This is a genomic window from Pseudomonas sp. PDM15, assembly GCF_014851565.1.
Taxonomy (GTDB): domain Bacteria; phylum Pseudomonadota; class Gammaproteobacteria; order Pseudomonadales; family Pseudomonadaceae; genus Aquipseudomonas.
Genome location: NZ_JACVAA010000007.1, coordinates 151841 through 168363 on the forward strand (window position 1 = coordinate 151841; position 16523 = coordinate 168363).

Genomic DNA, 16523 nt, shown 5'->3' on the forward strand with positions numbered 1-16523 from the left:
TCACTTTAGCCGATGGGTGGGGGCGACGAACATGCTGGCCAATGACGCATAATGCCGCTCCCTTTTTGCCAGGCGTCGCCGTGAAGAAGATCGCCCTGTTCGCCGATGTGCAGAACCTCTATTACACCGTGCGCCAGGCCCATGGTTGTCACTTCCACTATGCCGAGCTGTGGCGCCAGGTGGCGGCGCTGGGCGAGATCGTCGAGGCGCGCGCCTATGCCATCGACCGCGGCGACGCCAAGCAGCGCCAGTTCCAGCAGATCCTGCGCAACCTCGGCTTCGAGGTGCTGCTCAAGCCCTATATCCAGCGCAGCGATGGCTCGGCCAAGGGCGATTGGGACGTCGGCATCACCCTGGATGTGATGGAGGCCGCCGAGCGAGTGGACGAGGTGGTGCTGGCCTCCGGCGATGGCGACTTCGACCTGTTGCTGCAGCGGGTGCGCGAGCGCCGCGGTGTGGCCAGTACCGTGTATGGCGTGGCCGGGCTCACCGCTAATTCGCTAATTCGTGCCGCCGACCGCTTCGTGCCGGTCGAGGGCGCCCTGCTGTTGAAAAACTGAATTGCTGAAGAACTGAGGAAGACCGATGCCAGAACGCATCGCTGTGATCGACTTCGAGACCACCGGCATGTCGCCGGCCCAGGGCGCGCGACCGACCGAGATCGGCGTAGCCATGATCGAGGATGGGCGCATCGTCGCCCGTTACCAGAGTCTGATGAACGCCGGTGCCTGGGTGCCGCCGTTCATCGAACAGCTGACCGGCATCAGCAATGCCATGGTCCGCAGTGCGCCGCCGGTGGCCGAGGTAATGGCCGAGGCCGCAGAGTTCATCGGCGATGCGCCGCTGCTGGCGCACAACGCGGCGTTCGACGCGAAGTTCTGGGATGCCGAACTGGGCCTGGTGGGCCGCCGCCGTGGTCGCGACTTCGCCTGTTCGCTGCTGCTGTCGCGGCGCCTGCTGCCGGAGGCGCCGAGCCACAGCCTGGGCAATCTCAACCGCTGGGTCGGTCTGCCCAGCACCGGCCAGGCCCACCGCGCGCTGGCCGATGCGGAGATGGCGGCCAACCTGACCCTGCACCTGCAGGAGTTGCTGTGGGAGCGCCACGATATCCGCGCCGACCACGACTACCTGTGCGGCCTGCAAAAGCTTTCGGCGGCCAAGGTGCGCACGCTGCTACGCGCCAGCGTCTAACACGCGCAGGCCTGCGGGCTTGTTCGCAAACAAAAAGCCCCGGCGGTGCCGGGGCTTTTTTGCAGCTGCTGCGGATCAGTGGTGCTCGCGAGTAGCGCGGAACTTGATGTCCGGCCAGCGCTCTTCCATCAGGCTCAGGTTCACGCGGGTCGGGGCCAGGTAGGTGAGATGGCCGCCGCCGTCCACCGCCAGGTTCTCGAACGCCTTGTCCTTGAACTCCTTGAGCTTCTTCTCGTCGCTGCACTCGATCCAGCGGGCCGACCAGACGGTGATCGCCTCGTAGGCGCACTCGACCTTGTACTCCTCCTTCAGGCGGCTGGCGACCACATCGAACTGCAGCACACCGACGGCGCCGAGGATGATGTCGTTGTTGCGCTCGGGGAAGAACACCTGAGTGGCGCCTTCCTCGGCCAGTTCCTGCAGGCCCTGGCGCAGCTGCTTGGACTTCAGCGGGTCCTTCAGGCGCACGCGGCGGAACAGTTCCGGAGCGAAGTGCGGGATGCCGGTGAAGCCCAGTACCTCGCCTTCGGTGAAGGTGTCGCCGATCTGGATGGTGCCGTGGTTGTGCAGGCCGATGATGTCGCCGGCGTAGGCCTCTTCCAGCTGCTCGCGCTCGCTGGAGAAGAAGGTCAGGGCGTCGGCGATCTTCAGGTCCTTCTTGATGCGCACGTGGCGCATCTTCATGCCTTTCTCGTACTTGCCCGAGCAGATGCGCATGAAGGCGATGCGGTCGCGGTGTTTCGGGTCCATGTTCGCCTGGATCTTGAACACGAAGCCGCTGAATTTCTCTTCCACCGGCTCGACCACGCGCTCGTGGGCGGCGCGCGACAGCGGCTTGGGCGCCCAGTCGACGATGCAGTCGAGCACCTGGTCGACGCCGAAGTTGCCCAGCGCGGTGCCGAAGAACACCGGGGTCATCTCGCCCTTGAGGAACGCGGCCTGGTCGAACTCGTGGCAGGCGCCCTGGACCAGATCCAGCTCGTCGAGGAAGCGTTCGTAGAGGTCACCCAGGTGGGCGCGGGCCTCGTCCGAGTCCAGTTTGTCGATGACCTTCTGCTCGGTGCGCTCGTGGCCGTGGCCCGGCGTGTAGACGATGATCTTGTCCTGAGCCAGGTGGTAGACGCCCTTGAAGTCGCGGTAGCAGCCAATCGGCCAGGTGATGGGCGCGGCCTTGATCTTCAGTACCGCCTCGATCTCGTCGAGCAGCTCGATGGGGTCGCGGATATCGCGGTCCAGCTTGTTGATGAAGCTGACGATCGGCGTGTCGCGCAGGCGGCAGACCTCCATCAGGGCGATGGTGCGCGGCTCTACGCCCTTGCCGCCGTCGAGCACCATCAGGGCGCTGTCCACTGCCGTCAGGGTGCGATAGGTGTCTTCCGAGAAGTCCTCGTGGCCGGGGGTGTCGAGCAGGTTGACCATGTGCGCCCGGTAGGGGAACTGCATCACCGAGGTGGTGATGGAGATGCCGCGCTGCTTCTCCATCTCCATCCAGTCGGAAGTAGCATGGCGGTCGGATTTCCGCGACTTCACGGTCCCTGCGACCTCGATCGCTTTGCCCATCAGCAGCAGCTTCTCGGTGATGGTGGTCTTACCGGCGTCGGGGTGGGAAATGATCGCGAACGTGCGGCGTTTGGCGACTTCGGCGGCCTGGATGGTCATGGTCTATGCCTGCGGGAAAGCGGTGATAAGGCGCCGGGCGCCAGGAAAGCGCGCGATTATAACGGCAACCGGCCCCTCGAGGCAGGCCGGGCGTCATCCCATTCCCGATAGAGCCCGTTCAGTCCTCGTGCCGCTCCAGGAGAGGGCTGCACACCAGCCGACCGTCTGGCGGTGGCCGCCATAGCCCTTGCGCCTGTTCGTCGCCCAACATCCAGCGCCCGAGCGATCCAAAACTGAAAGGGCGCCACCTGCCTGCCTGTAGATGCACCTCTCATGGCCCTTGCCGGGCGTTATTCGGACCCGAATAGCGGCTGATTTTTCGCGTTCGTAGCATGGATACAGGGCTTCCTGGCGATCCAGCGCGCTCAGGCGCGCGGCACCCGCACGGCCTATTCCACCGAAATAATAAGAAAGGCGGGCATGACAATGGCGGCAGTTTCCAGATTCGCGTTCAAGGGTATTTGCCTGGCGGCACTTGCGTTCTCCATGGCGTATTCCGGCAGTGCGCAGGCGGTGCAGGCCAGGGATTACATCCCGCTGCCGGATGGCACATCGGTCGTCCAGTTCCTGCATTTGCACGGTACCGGCGATGAGCTTTATTCGCGTGGTCACAAGGTGTCGGATGACTTCGACCTGAGCTCGGATATCAACGTGCTGATGCCGGTCTACTACTCGACCCTGTTTGGCATGCCGGCCATTTATGAGGCCATCATTCCGTTTGGCCGCGCCAGTGTCACCGGCGATGCCGTCGCCACCGTCGACGCGAAGTACAAGCGCAGCTCAGGGCTGGCGGACCCCTCCATTCTGGTGGGGTTCTGGCCGATCCATGACGAGGCCTCGAAAACCTGGCTGGGCGTCAGCGGCTGGGTGACCGCTCCGCTGGGTGAGTACGATGCGGACAACATCATCAACCTGGGCCGTAATCAGTGGGCGTTCAAGGCACAGGTGGGGCTGGTCAAGGGCTTCGGCGATTTCCGCGCAGAGCTGATCCCCTCGGTCGAGTTCTATTCGCACAACGACGATCATGTGGGTAGCCAGAACCTGAAGCGCGATCCGCTTTACGCCGTGGAAACCCACTTCAGCTATGACGTGAATCCCTCGTTGCTGGTGTCCCTGGATGCCTTCCATTCACGTGGTGGAGCGACCGAGGTTTCCGGGGTGACCCTGGATCGTGACGTCAGCTCCACCGCCTTGCAGCTGACGACGCGCTTTGCCCTGGCCCCCAATCAGTTCCTGCATGTGCAATACCTGCAGGACGTTCGCGTCAAGGAAGGCCCGAAGGTCGACAACCGCTTCAGTGTCCAGTTCACCCATGCCTTCTAACCCGGCGGCAGGCCCTGGCGGGTGGTGGCAGCTCAACGATGACGTTATTGGGTGAATCGCATATGAAAAATTCCAGGCTTCTCATAGTCGGCTTGTTGTTGGTGCTGCTGGGCAGCTTCACTGCTTCGCGCATCCAGTCGGGCAGTGGGGCGATCGATGTTGTCGATGTGGTGATTGCCGGCAAGAACGGCGCGCGCTTGAGTGCGCTCATGTTTGTCCCCGAAGGCGTTAGTGCCAGCACGCCGGCCCCGGCGGTGGTCATTGCCCATGGTTATGTGAACCAGAAGGAGGTCATGAGCAATTTCAGTCTCGAGTTCGCGCGGCGCGGTTACGTGGTGCTGGCACCGGACCTGTCCGGGCATGGCGGGTCGCAGGTCATTCCCGATGATGGCAGCCGGGGCGTGGGCGACATGCTGCGCTACGTGCACGCCTTGCCCTTCGTCCATCCCGATCATGTCGGTCTGGTTGGGCATTCCATGGGGGGCTGGTCTGTCGTCACCGCGGCGCTGGAAAACCGCGAGCTGGTGAGAACCGTGGTGGTGGTAGGGTCGTCTCAGGGCGGGCACGAGGCCGGCTTCATGCTCGGTGCGCCGAGCGTATCCAAGGATGCCGGTTTCAACTTCGGCGTCGAGTTCGGCAAGTACGACGAGTTCGTGGCGATCAACTACTTCGACCAGAAGAAGGCAGTCGACTTCGTTGACAGTCAATGGCTGAAAAGTCCGTTCAACACCGAAGAGAGAGTCGTGCTGGGCAAGGCATATGGTGATTTCGCCAGAGGCACGGGACGCATTGCCACGCAGTCAGCCGAGACGCATGCCGGCGTGCACCAATCCAGCAGCGCCATTGCCAATGTTCTGGGCATGTTCCAGCGGTCGTCGCCGGCGCCGCTGCAAAAGGACCCCTTGGATCAGGTCTGGCAGTTCAAGGAGGCCGCCAGTCTGGTTGCCTATGTCGGGTTGATCCTGTTCATGCTGGGCCTGTTGATCAAGCTGTTGGCGATGCAGCCGCTGAGCGCCGTCGCGCAACCGGTTCCCCCCAGGGCGCCGCAGTCACCGCTGGTGTATGCCGCCTGCGCTGTGCTGATTGTCGCTGCTGTGGCGCTTCTGCTAGTGCCTTTGCAGATGTGGGCGATGCACACGCTGGGTGTCAGCGATACCTTTCCGCTGCTGTTCGCCAATACCTCGATTGTCTATTTCGGTGCTATCCAGTTGGGCTTCCTTGGCCTGTTCTGTATCTGGCACCTGCTGATCGGCCGCAGGCGTGGCGAGACGCTGCTGACCTACGGGCTGTCCACCAACCCTGCAGTGATGGAGTTCGACTGGCGCTATCTGGCCAAAGCGCTGAGCGTGGCGCTGATCACGGTCGCCGGAGGTTATATGCTCCTGGCCTGGATCTATGGCTTCTGGCATGTCGACGTGCGCTGGTGGATGCTGCTGATCCGGCCGCTGGAGGCCCATCGTTTCAGCGTGGCGTTCGCCTATGTCATTCCGTTCGTGGCGATCTTCTTCATCAACAACCTGCTGGCCTTTGGCTGGTTGCGCCTGAAGGACTTCGGCAGTGATCTGCGCAACAACCTGATCTGGACGCTGGCGCTGTTCGTGGTCAACTCCCTGGGTGTGGCACTGGTCATCGCGGCGCAAATGGGCTCGCTGTACACCACGGGGCAGCCTTATATCGGCGAGGTGGGCTATGACACCCTGATGGTCATTCTGGGTAACGGCTTCCTCCCGCTGTTCGCCGTGACCAGCGTGTTCTCGACCTATTGCTACCGACGTACGGGCAACATCTATACCGGCGCACTGCTCTGCGGGCTGCTGACCACCTGGATGGTTGTCTGCTATCAGCCGTTCTGACACGGCGCGCGTATAGCAAGGCCAGCCCTGTTAAGAGGGCTGGCCTTTCTGTTTGGCTGGCAGATGGAGCGTTCCGGGGCAGATGGCGCTCAGGCGCGCGCGGCGGCGGGCAAGACGATCCGCGTCTGGAGGCCCTTGCCGAACAGGCGGCCGGGTGGGACGCCCCACATGGAGCAGAAATAGTTGCTGTAATGGGGCTGGTCGGAGAACCCCGCGTTCAGCGCCGCGTCCGTGAGGTTTTCTCCCCGTCCGATGGCCAGCACGGACTCGTAGAGCCGGTGCCAGAGACGGTAGCGGCGGATGGGCACGCCCGTCTGCAGCTTGAACAACTGCACCAGTCGCGGCACCGACAGCTCTGCCATTTCCGCCAGCGCCGCCACCGGCAGGTTCTCCTGGAAGGACTGCTTGATGGAAGCGACCACCTGGGTGATACGCCCATCGATGGTCGAGACGCCATCGCCGTTCGCGTAGCCATAGGCGAGCAGGCGGTCCAGCCGATAGTAGGCATCGTCGGAACTGGCCGGCTGTCTGTACAAGGCGCTCAGTTCCTCCTTGAAATCCGCCTCGGCGCGCAGCTCGACCCCAATGCCCTCGGACTCGCCGCGCAAGCAGCCGCCGATATGCAGATAATCCTCGCCGAAGACATCGAGATGGCAGATCGCAACTACCTCACCGCGCGAATCTATCCTCACCGATTGCCCCGCCGGAATCACGAAGCTATGGCAGCGCGTGACCTGCTTTCCGGCGCTGAAGACAATCGGTTTGCCCAGGCTGACCACCAGGGTGGCGGCGCCATAGGCCACGCGCACAGGATCGGACAACAGCCCAAGAAAGAGGGTGCGCTTGCTCCAGGGGTACATGAGCGTTTCCCTGGCGTGCTGGTGATAAACGTCCATCACAGGTTGCCTCCCGAGGCGGGCGGTGAAGAGCGATCGGCCGCTCGCGATATGCGAGTCGCACGATAGCGGCGGCTGGCGGGCACGGCCAGCGTGCCATCCGCCACCAGCTTGCGTGGTGATCCGGCCGCCATCATCAAAAATTACAATCCCTGCTTTTTTTCACCCGCTAAGGTGGCAGCGCAACACCGGAACGCGTGCCGCAGAGCGCTCGCCGGGCCGAACAATAAGAAAGAAAACTATCGGATACGCTCATGTCCTTCAGCCGCCCCCAGCCTGAAATCCGGTCGCGCCGGACGCCCCGGCAGCATCGTTCAGTCATGACGGTCGATGCAATCCTGGAAGCAGCCGCCACCCTGTTTGCCCGCGATGGATTCGAGCGGGCCAGCACGACCCGGATCGCCGAGCTGGCGGGGGTCAGTGTGGGCTCGTTGTACGAGTATTTCTCCAACAAGGACTCGTTGCTGGCGTATCTCATCAAGCGTCACTGCGACCAGATGCTCGAGCATGTCGCGCAGCGGCTGCAGGCGATGCCGGAGCGCCAGGTGATGGCCGCGCTCGCGGTGTTCATCGATTCGATCCATGAGAGTTACGCGATCAACATTCCCCTGCAGCGGGTGCTGATCGAACACCTGGGCAGGATCAGCAAGCCGCATCATTTCGAACGCGTATCCGGCGCGCTGATCAGCTTGCTCGAAGAGCATCTGCACGGTTGCGCCGAAGAGCTGTCCGGGGCCAATGTTCGTCGGGCGCTGTATGTTGTCGAGTGCATCGTCGAGTCCTTGATTCACCGTTCCATCCTGTTCGACGCGCATTTCTTTCATTGCGAACTCAAGGAGCAACTGCTGACCATGTCCGCCAACTGTCTCGGTCTCGCCACGGCGCGCAACTGAGCGGGGCGGCAGGCGTCGGGCCGCGCTGACGCGACCGGGCCAAACGTTGCAGGCTCTTTGCTTCAGACCTTCAGTCTGCCGACCTGGCCGCGTAACCGGTTGGCGAGCTCCAGCAGCTCGGTGCAGGCCTGGCGGGTTTGCTGGGCCGCATCGACACCGAGGTTGGTCGTGTCGTGGATTCGAGTGATGCTGCGATTTATCTCCTCCGCCGTGGCCGCCTGTTCTTCCGTCGCGCTGGCGATCTGCAGGGTCATCTGGCTAACGGTTGTCACCGAGTAAATGATCTGCTCCAGCGCCTGCCCGGCGCGTGTCGAGTCCTCCACCGGGCGCTTCGCGGCGTCGACGTTGGCAGATATCTGCTCGGTCGCACGGCGTGCGCCCTGCTGCACCCGCTCGATGATTTCCTTGATCTCCAGGGTCGATGCCTGGGTCCGCATGGCCAGGGTGCGCACTTCGTCGGCCACCACGGCGAAGCCCCGACCATGTTCGCCGGCTCTAGCCGCCTCGATAGCTGCGTTGAGTGCGAGTAGGTTGGTCTGCTCGGCGATAGAAGTGATGACGTCCAGTACCCTCTCGACCCTGGCGGAGTCCCCCGCCAGCTGCTCGACGACGACGGCGCTGTCGGCCAGCGCGTGGGAAAGCGTCTGAATCGAGCTGATCGTCGCCTGTACCACTTCGCGTCCATCGGCGGCTTGCCGCTCGGCATGCTGGGTGGCCGTGGCGGCGGTCGAGGTGTTGTGGGCCACTTCCTGTACCGTGGCCACCATCTCGCTCATGGCCGTCGCCAGGCTGTCCGTCTCGCTGTGCTGGCTGTGCATTCCCTGCTGGGCGTGAAGCGTGATCGTTTCCAGCGTGCCGCTGGTTGCCGATATGAGATTGCTGGCGTCGGCCATGCTGCAGGTTATCTGGTGAGCAGCCTGCATCAGATGGTTGAAGTTTTTGGACATCCCGCTCAGCTCGTCATCGCCTTCGACCGGCAGGCGCAGGCTGAGGTCGGTCGTGCCTCGGGTGGCGCCGGCCAATGCCCTGGCGGTATCGGCCAACGGCCGGATGATGCTGCCAGCGAAGAGCCAGGCAAGCACACCGATGGCTGCGAGGGCCAGGCCGGCGGCAATGGCCGGACCGATGAGGGCCCGATTGACGACGTCGCGGACGTCCTGAGGGTGAATCCCGCTGACCAGCACCCAACCCCAGGGGGCGAACAGTTTTGCTTCCGAGATCTTGCTTTCGGGCGTATCGGACCCCGGGCGCGGAAACGCATATTCGACCACAGTGCCGCCGTGGCGCTGGGCGCCGCCGACAATATCGCGGACGAACAGTCGGCCCTGGGCGTCCTTGAAGTCGAAGATGTTCTTGGCATTCAGCTCGGGGGCGGTGGGGTGCATCACCATGATGTAGTCGAGGCCGGTGATCCATAAATAATTGTCGCCCAGGTAGCGTATGGTGCCTATCACCTCGGCGGCCTGCCGCTTTGCCTCGGCGAGACCAATCTGCCCGGCCTGAACCTGCCGGTCATGGTGATCCAGAATATTGGCGGCGGTTGTAAGCGCCGCCCCCACGCCGCCCATCTTCTCGTCGAACAGGTTCTGGTGCAGCACGCGGCTGAACCACAGGCTCAAGACCACCATCAATATGGCCATGCTGCTGACCAGCATGACCACTCGGGTACTGATGCGAAAGCTTCTGAGGGTTGGCAAGGTAGGCCCCTGGTTGTTGAGTTTTTGACAGGGCTGGACGCGGCGTCCTGCGAGGTGGGGGCCGGCCGTTCGCCGAGTGCCACCGCGGGGCGCTGTTCGAATGGCGAGGTGGTGGCGGCCGCCAGCTGCATCGGGGGGACGGGTTACAGGGTGTTTTTCAGCACCGAGCCCATGGTGAACGACCCCAGATTGCTCTGTCCGCCATCGATGACGACCACCGTTCCATTGATGTAGCTGGCGGCCCCGCTGGCCAGGAACAGCGCGAGATTGGCGACCTCCTCGCGCCGCCCGGCCCGCCCGGAAGGTATGCCCTGCAGCAGCTGGGCCCAACTTTGCTCACCCTCCGGTGTCAGCCGACTCATGCCCTCGGTCTGATCGACCGGGCCGGGAGCAATGGCATTGCAGCGTATGCCCTCTGCGGCCCATTCCACGCTCAGTGACCTGACCAGCATCTCGACACCGGCCTTGGCGGCGCAGACATGCGCCTGGCCAAACATGGGCAGGCTGGACTGGACGGCGGAAATGGCCAGGAGGTTGGCTGGGCGGCGAAGGAAATCGTATGCCGTGCGGAAGGTGTTGAAGGTGCCCATCAGGTCGATATCCACCACGGTGCGGAACCCGTTGGCGGACAGTTTATTGGCCTTGGCGACGAAGTTGCCGGCGGCGCCCGCCACACAGATGGTGATCGGCCCGAAGCGCTGGCAGGCTTCAACCATGGCCTGGGTGAGCGCTTGTATGTCGCGCACATCCGCGGAGAAGCCCGCCGCCGTCCCGCCGGCAGCATTGATTTCGGCTGCGGCAGCCTGGGCTTTGTCCAGGTTGCGGCCGACGATCGAGACGCTGGCCCCTTGGGCGGCGAACAGCTGGGCGATGCTCAGGTTTATCCCGCTGCCCGCGCCGGTGAGAAACGCGTGCTGACCTTGCAGTACTTCACGACCGAATATCTGTGTCATGGCTGTTCCAGTTCATTCGCCGCTGCGGTTGGAAGGATGTAGTGCGCGAACTGTTTGCGTAGCTCGGTCTTGAGCAGCTTTCCCGTGGCGCCATGGGGCAGGCGCTCGACCAGTTCGATGGCATCGGGCACCCACCATTTTGCCAGGCGCTCGCTGAGGAACGCCTTGAGTGCCTGGGCGTCGAGATTCGAGCCATCGCGGGTGACACAGACCAGCAGCGGCCTTTCGACCCATTTCGGATGCGGGATGCCGATGACACCGGCCTCCAGAACATCCGGGTGCGCCGTAGCGGCATCCTCGAGTGTCACCGAGCTGATCCATTCCCCACCGGACTTTATGAGGTCCTTGCTGCGGTCGACGATCTGCATGAAGCCGTGGGGGTCGATCGTTGCAATATCGCCGGTGTCGAACCATCCGTCCGGGCGTGCGCCGGCGATACCGCCCGCATAGGTGTCGACGACCCAGGGGCCGCGTACCAGCAGATGGCCAGCGCTCTTGCCATCCCAGGGCTGCTCTTCGCCGGCTTCGTCCTCAAGCCGGAACAGGATGCCTGGAATAGCTCGGCCCTGTTTCTTCTTGAAGGCCAGGGTCTCGACGGGTTGCTGTCGAGAGGCTGGGGTCGGCTGGTTGACGGCCCCGGTCGGGCTGATCTCGGTCATGCCCCAGGCGTGCAGTACCTCCACGCCGTGAAGCTCCTCTAGGGTGTGCAGCATGCTTTCCGAGGCGGCTGAGCCGCCGATCAGCGCGCGCTCGAGAGAGGAAAAGCCGTGCCCCGACTTTTTCACGTGCTCGAGTATGCCCAGCCAGACTGTTGGCACGCCCGCCGCCAGGGTGACTTGCTGCTGTTCGCAGAGGGTGTAGAGGCTTTGGCCGTCCAGGTATTCGCCGGGAAACACGATACGGGCGCCCACCAGCGGCAGGCTGTAGGGCAGGCCCCAGGCGTTGACATGGAACATTGGCACGATCGGCATGACGGTTTCCCGCGCGGACAGCCTGAAGGAGTCGGGCAGGGCGCTGGCATAGGCGTGCAGCACCGTCGAGCGGTGGGAGTAGGTCACCCCTTTGGGTTTGCCGGTGGTGCCGGAGGTGTAGCACAGGCCGCACGGGCTGTTTTCATCCAGCGTCGGCCAGTCGAGGGTGCCGTCGGATTCGGCGGCCAGCAGGCGTTCGTAAGCCTGCAGGTCCACCCGGGCGGGCGGCCAGTCGGTCGCCGAGTCGTCAAGCACGATGAAGTGCTCGACGCTTTGCAGTTCGGACAGCAGTTCCATGACCAGTGGCAGGAAGGCGCGGTCGAAGCACAGCACTCGGTCCTGGGAGTGGTTGGCGATCCAGGAGACATCCGCTGCGTGCAGACGTGGATTGATCGTATGGCAGACCAGTCCCATGCCAGCGGTGGCGTAGTACAGCTCAAAGTGCCGGTAGTTGTTCCAGGCCAGGGTCGCGATGCGATCGCCCTGTTGCAGATTCAGACGGGCCAGGGCCCTGCCCAGCTGGCATATGCGCCGGTAAGCGCTGGCATAGGTGTAGCAGTGCAGCTGGTTGCTGGGCTCTCGGCTGACGATCTCGGCCTGGGGGTGATTGGATGCGGCGTGCCTGATGATGCTGATCACGTTCAGAGGCACTTCCATCATGCTGCCTAGCATCGTCTTTTCTCACCCGCGGGCTGATTGGGAAGTGAAATTCTAAGAAGCGCTGCTGGGCCCCGCTATTCGGGTCATGACAGCGGCGGCGAGGCCGTCCGGCCAGGGGTTCTGGCGGGGGGGTATGCCCGCTAATTCAGGTTTCGCGCGGGCAGAGGTTCTGCATTTCCGGAGGGGCTCCTTGCCCGGGCGGGTAGCAGGTTGATACCGAGTCCTCGGGAGGGGCTGGCTTTGGCTCATGGCGGAGTATCTCGGCGGAGGGGCTGCGGTTGCTATTCGGTTCCGCAAGGGGCGCGTCCCGGGTCTTGCCTGTCGCATCTTGTGATCAGGGCGATTTGTGCAGCATTTCGGACGTTTTGTTAAGGATCGAAAACAGTCAATCAGGCAGGCGACAACCGGGTGCAAAAGCGCGGCAATTTTCGGTTGATCTGTGGGGCTCATGGTCCTAAAGTTCGCGCCCGAACGCTCATGCTGGAAACGATCCATCCGGCTCAAGTACTGACGACGAGAGACTCGGAGGCACTTGCAGAACCACCCTGGCGTTGTTGCTCCGCCTTGCCGTAGTCGGTCTACTGTCTGCGGCGAAGCGCCTAGCCATGATGATTCTGCAAGTGCCTCCGGGGCCACTACGGCAACTCGGCGACATGCCTTGGGAAGTAGGCGAACCAAAGTGGGGAAACTGATCAGGCGTTCGCGGCTCGAAACACAGAGCCACTCCCTCTTTCAATAACGTGTTTTGCCATTTGGAGTCCCGAGCATGTCGATCAAGGTCGAAGACTATTTCGCACCCGAAACTTTCAAGCGCATGAAGGCGTTTGCCGATCAGCAGGAAACCCCCTTCGTGGTGATCGACAAGCAGACCATCTCCAATTCCTACGATCAGCTGGTCAACTGCTTCCCCTTCGCCAAGATCTACTACGCGGTGAAGGCCAACCCGGCCATCGAGATCACCGAGCTGCTGCGTGACAAGGGCTCCAACTTCGACATCGCCTCGATCTACGAGCTGGACAAGGTCATGAGCGCCGGCGTCGGCCCGGAGCGCATCAGCTACGGCAATACCATCAAGAAGGCCCGCGACATCCGTTACTTCTTCGAGAAGGGCGTACGCTTGTTCGCCACGGATTCCGAGGCCGATCTGCGCAACATCGCCAAGGCCGCGCCGGGCGCCAAGGTCTACGTACGTATCCTCACCGAGGGCTCGACCAGCGCCGACTGGCCGCTGAGCCGCAAGTTCGGCTGCAACCCGGACATGGCCCTGGACCTGCTGATCCTGGCCAAACAGCTGGGCCTGGTGCCGTATGGCATCTCCTTCCACGTCGGCTCGCAGCAGCGCGACATCGACGTGTGGGACGCGGCGATTGCCAAGGTCAAGGTGATCTTCGAGCGTCTGAAGGAAGAAGACGGCATCACCCTGCAGATGATCAACATGGGTGGCGGCTTCCCGGCCAACTACATCCAGCGCACCAACGACCTGGAGACCTACGCCGAGGAGATCACCCGCTTCCTCAAGGAAGACTTCGGTGACGAGCTGCCGGAGATCATCCTCGAGCCGGGCCGTTCGCTGATCGCCAACGCCGGTATTCTGGTCAGCGAAGTGGTGCTGATCGCGCGCAAGTCGCGTACCGCCGTGGAGCGCTGGATCTACACCGACGTGGGCAAGTTCAGCGGCCTGATCGAAACCATGGACGAGTCCATCAAGTTCCCGATCTGGACCGAGCGCAAGGGCGAGATGGAAGAAGTCATCATCGCCGGCCCGACCTGCGACAGCGCCGACATCATGTATGAGAACTACAAGTACGGCCTGCCGCTGAACCTGGCCGCCGAGGACCGCCTGTACTGGCTGTCCACCGGCGCCTACACCACCAGCTACAGCGCGGTGGAATTCAACGGCTTCCCGCCGCTGAAGGCCTTCTACCTGTAAGCCTGTGTGGTAAAGCAAAGGCCCGCCTCGTGCGGGCCTTTTCGTTGCTGGACTAGGCTGAGTTGCACGGCCTGGCGATTTACGCGATAACGCGCGACTTCCAGGAGGAGCGCAGATGTCCCGAATACTGCTGAACTGCGACATGGGCGAGAGCTACGGTGCCTGGCGCATGGGCGACGACGAGCACGCCATGCCGCTGGTGGACCAGGCCAACCTGGCCTGTGGCTTCCACGCTGGCGATCCGCTGATCATGCGGCGTAGCGTGGCCCTGGCCGTGCAACACTGCGTGAGTATCGGCGCCCATCCTTCCTATCCCGATCTGCAGGGCTTCGGCCGGCGCCACCTGAGTTGTTCGCCGGACGAGGTCACCGCCCTGGTGCTGTATCAGCTCGGTGCGCTGGATGCCTTCTGTCGCGCGGCCGGTGCCGAGGTCTCCTACGTCAAACCGCATGGCGCGCTGTACAACGACCTGGTGCGCGACGATGCGCTGCTCGACGCGGTGCTGGCGGCCTGCGCCTCGTATCGCCAAGGCCTGCCGCTGATGGTGCTGGCCCTGGCCGACAATACGCGCGAGCGCCGCCTGGCCGAGGCGGCCGGCGTGCCGCTGCTGTTCGAGGCCTTCGCCGACCGCGCCTATCTCGCCGACGGCCAGCTGGCGCCGCGGCGCCTGGCCGGTGCGGTGCACCAGCAGCCCGAACGCATCCTCGAGCAGGCCCTGGCCATCGCCGCCGGCGAGGCCTTTGCCGATATCGATGGCAAGCCGTTGCAGCTGCAGGCCGACAGCCTCTGCGTGCATGGCGACAATGCCGAGTCGCTGGCCGTGCTGCGTCGCCTGCGAGCGCAACTGTGATCCGCCTCGAGCCGGCCGGCGCCGAAGCCCTGTTGCTGGTGCTTGCCGAACAGCCGGCGCCCGACCTGCCGCTGCGCATCGCCACGCTGGCCGAGCGCATTCGTCAGGAGCTGGGGCCGCTACTCACCGATCTGGTGCCCGGCTGGACCAGCCTGCTGCTGCACTACGACCTGCTGCGTACCAATCACCTGCAACTGGCCGAGCGGCTCACGCCCCTGCTGGATGCCTGGCTGGCCGCGCCTGTGGTGAGCGATGCGGGGCGTCTGCATGAGATTTCCGTGTGGTACGCCGGCGAGGATCTGGCCGAAGTGGCGCGCAGCTGCCGGCTGTCGGTGGAGCAGGTGATCGAACTGCACAGCGCCACCGAGTATCGGGTCGGCGCCATCGGCTTTGCTCCCGGCTTCGCCTATCTGGGTGAGCTGCACGAGCGCCTGGCCCTGCCGCGCCGGGCTACACCACGCACCTTGGTACCGGCCGGCAGCCTGGCCATTGCCGAGCGGCAGACCGCCGTCTACCCGCAGGCCTCGCCCGGAGGCTGGCATCTGATCGGGCTGAGCCCGTCGCCCCTGTTCGACGCGGCCCGCACGCCGCCTTGCCCGCTGGCGCTCGGTGATCGGGTGCGTTTTCTGCCCATCGACCAGGCGCGCTACCGCGCCGAGCTGCGTCAATGAGTGGCCTGCTCGTGGTGCGTGCGGGACCGCAGAGCCTGCTGCTGGATGGCGGGCGCTCTGGCTGGCAGCACCTCGGGGTCTCTCCCGGCGGTCCCCAGGACCTGCACGCGGCGGCCTGGGCCAATCGCCTGCTGGGCAACCCGCCGGGCACGCCGTTGCTGGAGATCGCCCTGGGCGATGTGGAGCTGCACAGCCGCGTGGATACCTGGCTGGCCCTGACTGGTGCCGATGTGCCGTTGAGCGTCGATGGTCGGGCGCTACCCGGCTGGTCACGCTTTGCCGTGCATGCCGGCCAGCGGGTGCGCCTGGGTTATGCACGCAGTGGTCAACGTGCCTATCTGGCGGTAGCGGGTGGTTTTCGTGCTGCGCCGCTATTGGGCAGTGTCAGCACCCAGCTGCGTGAGGGGCTGGGCGGCCTGGATGGCCGGGGTAGCAAGCTGACCGCCGAGGATGAACTGCCCTGTGGTTCGGCTCATTTCGCCTGCGCCGCCAGCGTGCCATGGCCCTATCTGCCGGACTATCGCGCCGCGCCCTTGCTGCGGGTGATCACCGGTGGCGATGCGGTGGAATTCAGCGAGGCCGCGCTGGCCACATTCTTCGAGCAGAGCTGGCAGCTCAGCCCGCAGTCCGATCGCATGGGCGCGCGCCTGCAGGGTGAGCCGGTGTCGGCGCCGCAGCGGCAGTGGTCGCTCGGTGTGGCCCGTGGCGCCATCCAGGTGCCGCCGGATGGTCAGCCGATCATCCTGCAGGCCGACCGCCAGACCATGGGCGGCTATCCCATCCTCGGCTGGCTGCACCCGCTGGATCAATGGCGCCTGGCGCAATGCCCGGCGCAGCAGAAACTGCGTTTTACTCAGGTCAGCGTCAGCGACGCCCAGGCCGAGCTGCGCGAGTTCTATCGCTTCTTCAACAACTAATCGCTCAGAAAAGGCGAAGGCGCCACGGTGGGCGCCTTCTGGCTTTCGAGCTGTGCACA

14 protein-coding genes and 1 pseudogene are annotated in these 16523 nt (G+C 63.9%); 9 read left to right on the forward strand and 6 right to left on the reverse strand.

Annotated features, from left to right (window positions below):
• Window positions 1-41: 41 nt before the first annotated feature.
• On the forward strand, window positions 42-560 hold the full coding sequence (locus IB232_RS19310; RefSeq protein ID WP_192400202.1) for an NYN domain-containing protein: 519 nt from the start codon (window positions 42-44) through the stop codon (window positions 558-560).
• A 25-nt stretch (window positions 561-585) separates the two neighbouring features.
• Window positions 586-1191, forward strand: coding sequence for a PolC-type DNA polymerase III (locus IB232_RS19315; RefSeq protein ID WP_192400203.1), 606 nt, complete (start codon window positions 586-588; stop codon window positions 1189-1191).
• A 75-nt stretch (window positions 1192-1266) separates the two neighbouring features.
• On the opposite strand, the gene IB232_RS19320 is transcribed toward IB232_RS19315, so the two are convergent.
• Window positions 1267-2850, reverse strand: coding sequence for a peptide chain release factor 3 (locus IB232_RS19320; RefSeq protein ID WP_192400204.1), 1584 nt, complete (start codon window positions 2848-2850; stop codon window positions 1267-1269).
• A 420-nt stretch (window positions 2851-3270) separates the two neighbouring features.
• On the opposite strand from IB232_RS19320, the gene IB232_RS19325 reads away from it, so the two are divergent.
• Complete coding sequence (locus IB232_RS19325) at window positions 3271-4173, forward strand: transporter (protein ID WP_192400205.1); 903 nt, start codon at window positions 3271-3273, stop codon at window positions 4171-4173.
• 62 nt (window positions 4174-4235) lie between these two features.
• Window positions 4236-6026: an alpha/beta hydrolase gene (locus IB232_RS19330; RefSeq protein ID WP_192400206.1), complete on the forward strand. Its 1791-nt coding sequence runs from the start codon at window positions 4236-4238 to the stop codon at window positions 6024-6026.
• A gap of 89 nt (window positions 6027-6115) precedes the next feature.
• Here the strand turns inward: IB232_RS19330 and IB232_RS19335 are convergent, their stop codons facing one another.
• Window positions 6116-6922 carry a helix-turn-helix domain-containing protein gene (locus tag IB232_RS19335; protein ID WP_192400207.1) on the reverse strand — a complete coding sequence of 269 codons (807 nt, stop codon included), beginning with the start codon at window positions 6920-6922 and terminating at the stop codon, window positions 6116-6118.
• 254 nt (window positions 6923-7176) lie between these two features.
• Between IB232_RS19335 and IB232_RS19340 the strand changes: the two genes are divergently transcribed.
• Window positions 7177-7815, forward strand: coding sequence for a TetR/AcrR family transcriptional regulator (locus IB232_RS19340; protein ID WP_192400208.1), 639 nt, complete (start codon window positions 7177-7179; stop codon window positions 7813-7815).
• Between the two features lie 62 nt (window positions 7816-7877).
• Here the strand turns inward: IB232_RS19340 and IB232_RS24040 are convergent, their stop codons facing one another.
• The 4 genes and pseudogenes from IB232_RS24040 to IB232_RS19355 all read right to left on the reverse strand — a co-directional run bounded on the left by IB232_RS24040 (window position 7878) and on the right by IB232_RS19355 (window position 12108).
• A complete protein-coding gene (locus IB232_RS24040) occupies window positions 7878-8762 on the reverse strand; it encodes a methyl-accepting chemotaxis protein (protein WP_412547752.1) in 885 nt (294 codons plus the stop codon).
• Window positions 8736-9470: pseudogene (locus tag IB232_RS24045) on the reverse strand (cache domain-containing protein); the annotation flags it as partial. The pseudogene IB232_RS24045 and the gene IB232_RS24040, both read right to left, overlap by 27 nt.
• Before the next feature lie 185 nt (window positions 9471-9655).
• Window positions 9656-10465: an SDR family oxidoreductase gene (locus IB232_RS19350; RefSeq protein ID WP_192400210.1), complete on the reverse strand. Its 810-nt coding sequence runs from the start codon at window positions 10463-10465 to the stop codon at window positions 9656-9658.
• Window positions 10462-12108: a long-chain-fatty-acid--CoA ligase gene (locus tag IB232_RS19355; protein ID WP_192400211.1), complete on the reverse strand. Its 1647-nt coding sequence runs from the start codon at window positions 12106-12108 to the stop codon at window positions 10462-10464. Before IB232_RS19355 ends, IB232_RS19350 begins: the two co-directional genes overlap by 4 nt.
• Window positions 12109-12862: 754 nt before the next feature.
• Between IB232_RS19355 and IB232_RS19360 the strand changes: the two genes are divergently transcribed.
• The 4 genes from IB232_RS19360 (at window position 12863) to IB232_RS19375 (ending at window position 16464) form a co-directional block, all read left to right on the forward strand.
• A complete protein-coding gene (locus tag IB232_RS19360) occupies window positions 12863-14026 on the forward strand; it encodes a type III PLP-dependent enzyme (protein ID WP_043309189.1) in 1164 nt (387 codons plus the stop codon).
• A gap of 115 nt (window positions 14027-14141) precedes the next feature.
• Complete coding sequence (locus IB232_RS19365; RefSeq protein WP_192400212.1) at window positions 14142-14876, forward strand: 5-oxoprolinase subunit PxpA; 735 nt, start codon at window positions 14142-14144, stop codon at window positions 14874-14876.
• On the forward strand, window positions 14873-15547 hold the full coding sequence (gene pxpB, locus IB232_RS19370) for a 5-oxoprolinase subunit PxpB (protein ID WP_192400213.1): 675 nt from the start codon (window positions 14873-14875) through the stop codon (window positions 15545-15547). The genes IB232_RS19365 and pxpB overlap by 4 nt, the downstream gene beginning before the upstream one ends.
• Window positions 15544-16464, forward strand: coding sequence for a biotin-dependent carboxyltransferase family protein (locus IB232_RS19375; RefSeq protein ID WP_192400214.1), 921 nt, complete (start codon window positions 15544-15546; stop codon window positions 16462-16464). The genes pxpB and IB232_RS19375 overlap by 4 nt, the downstream gene beginning before the upstream one ends.
• Window positions 16465-16523: the final 59 nt, after the last annotated feature.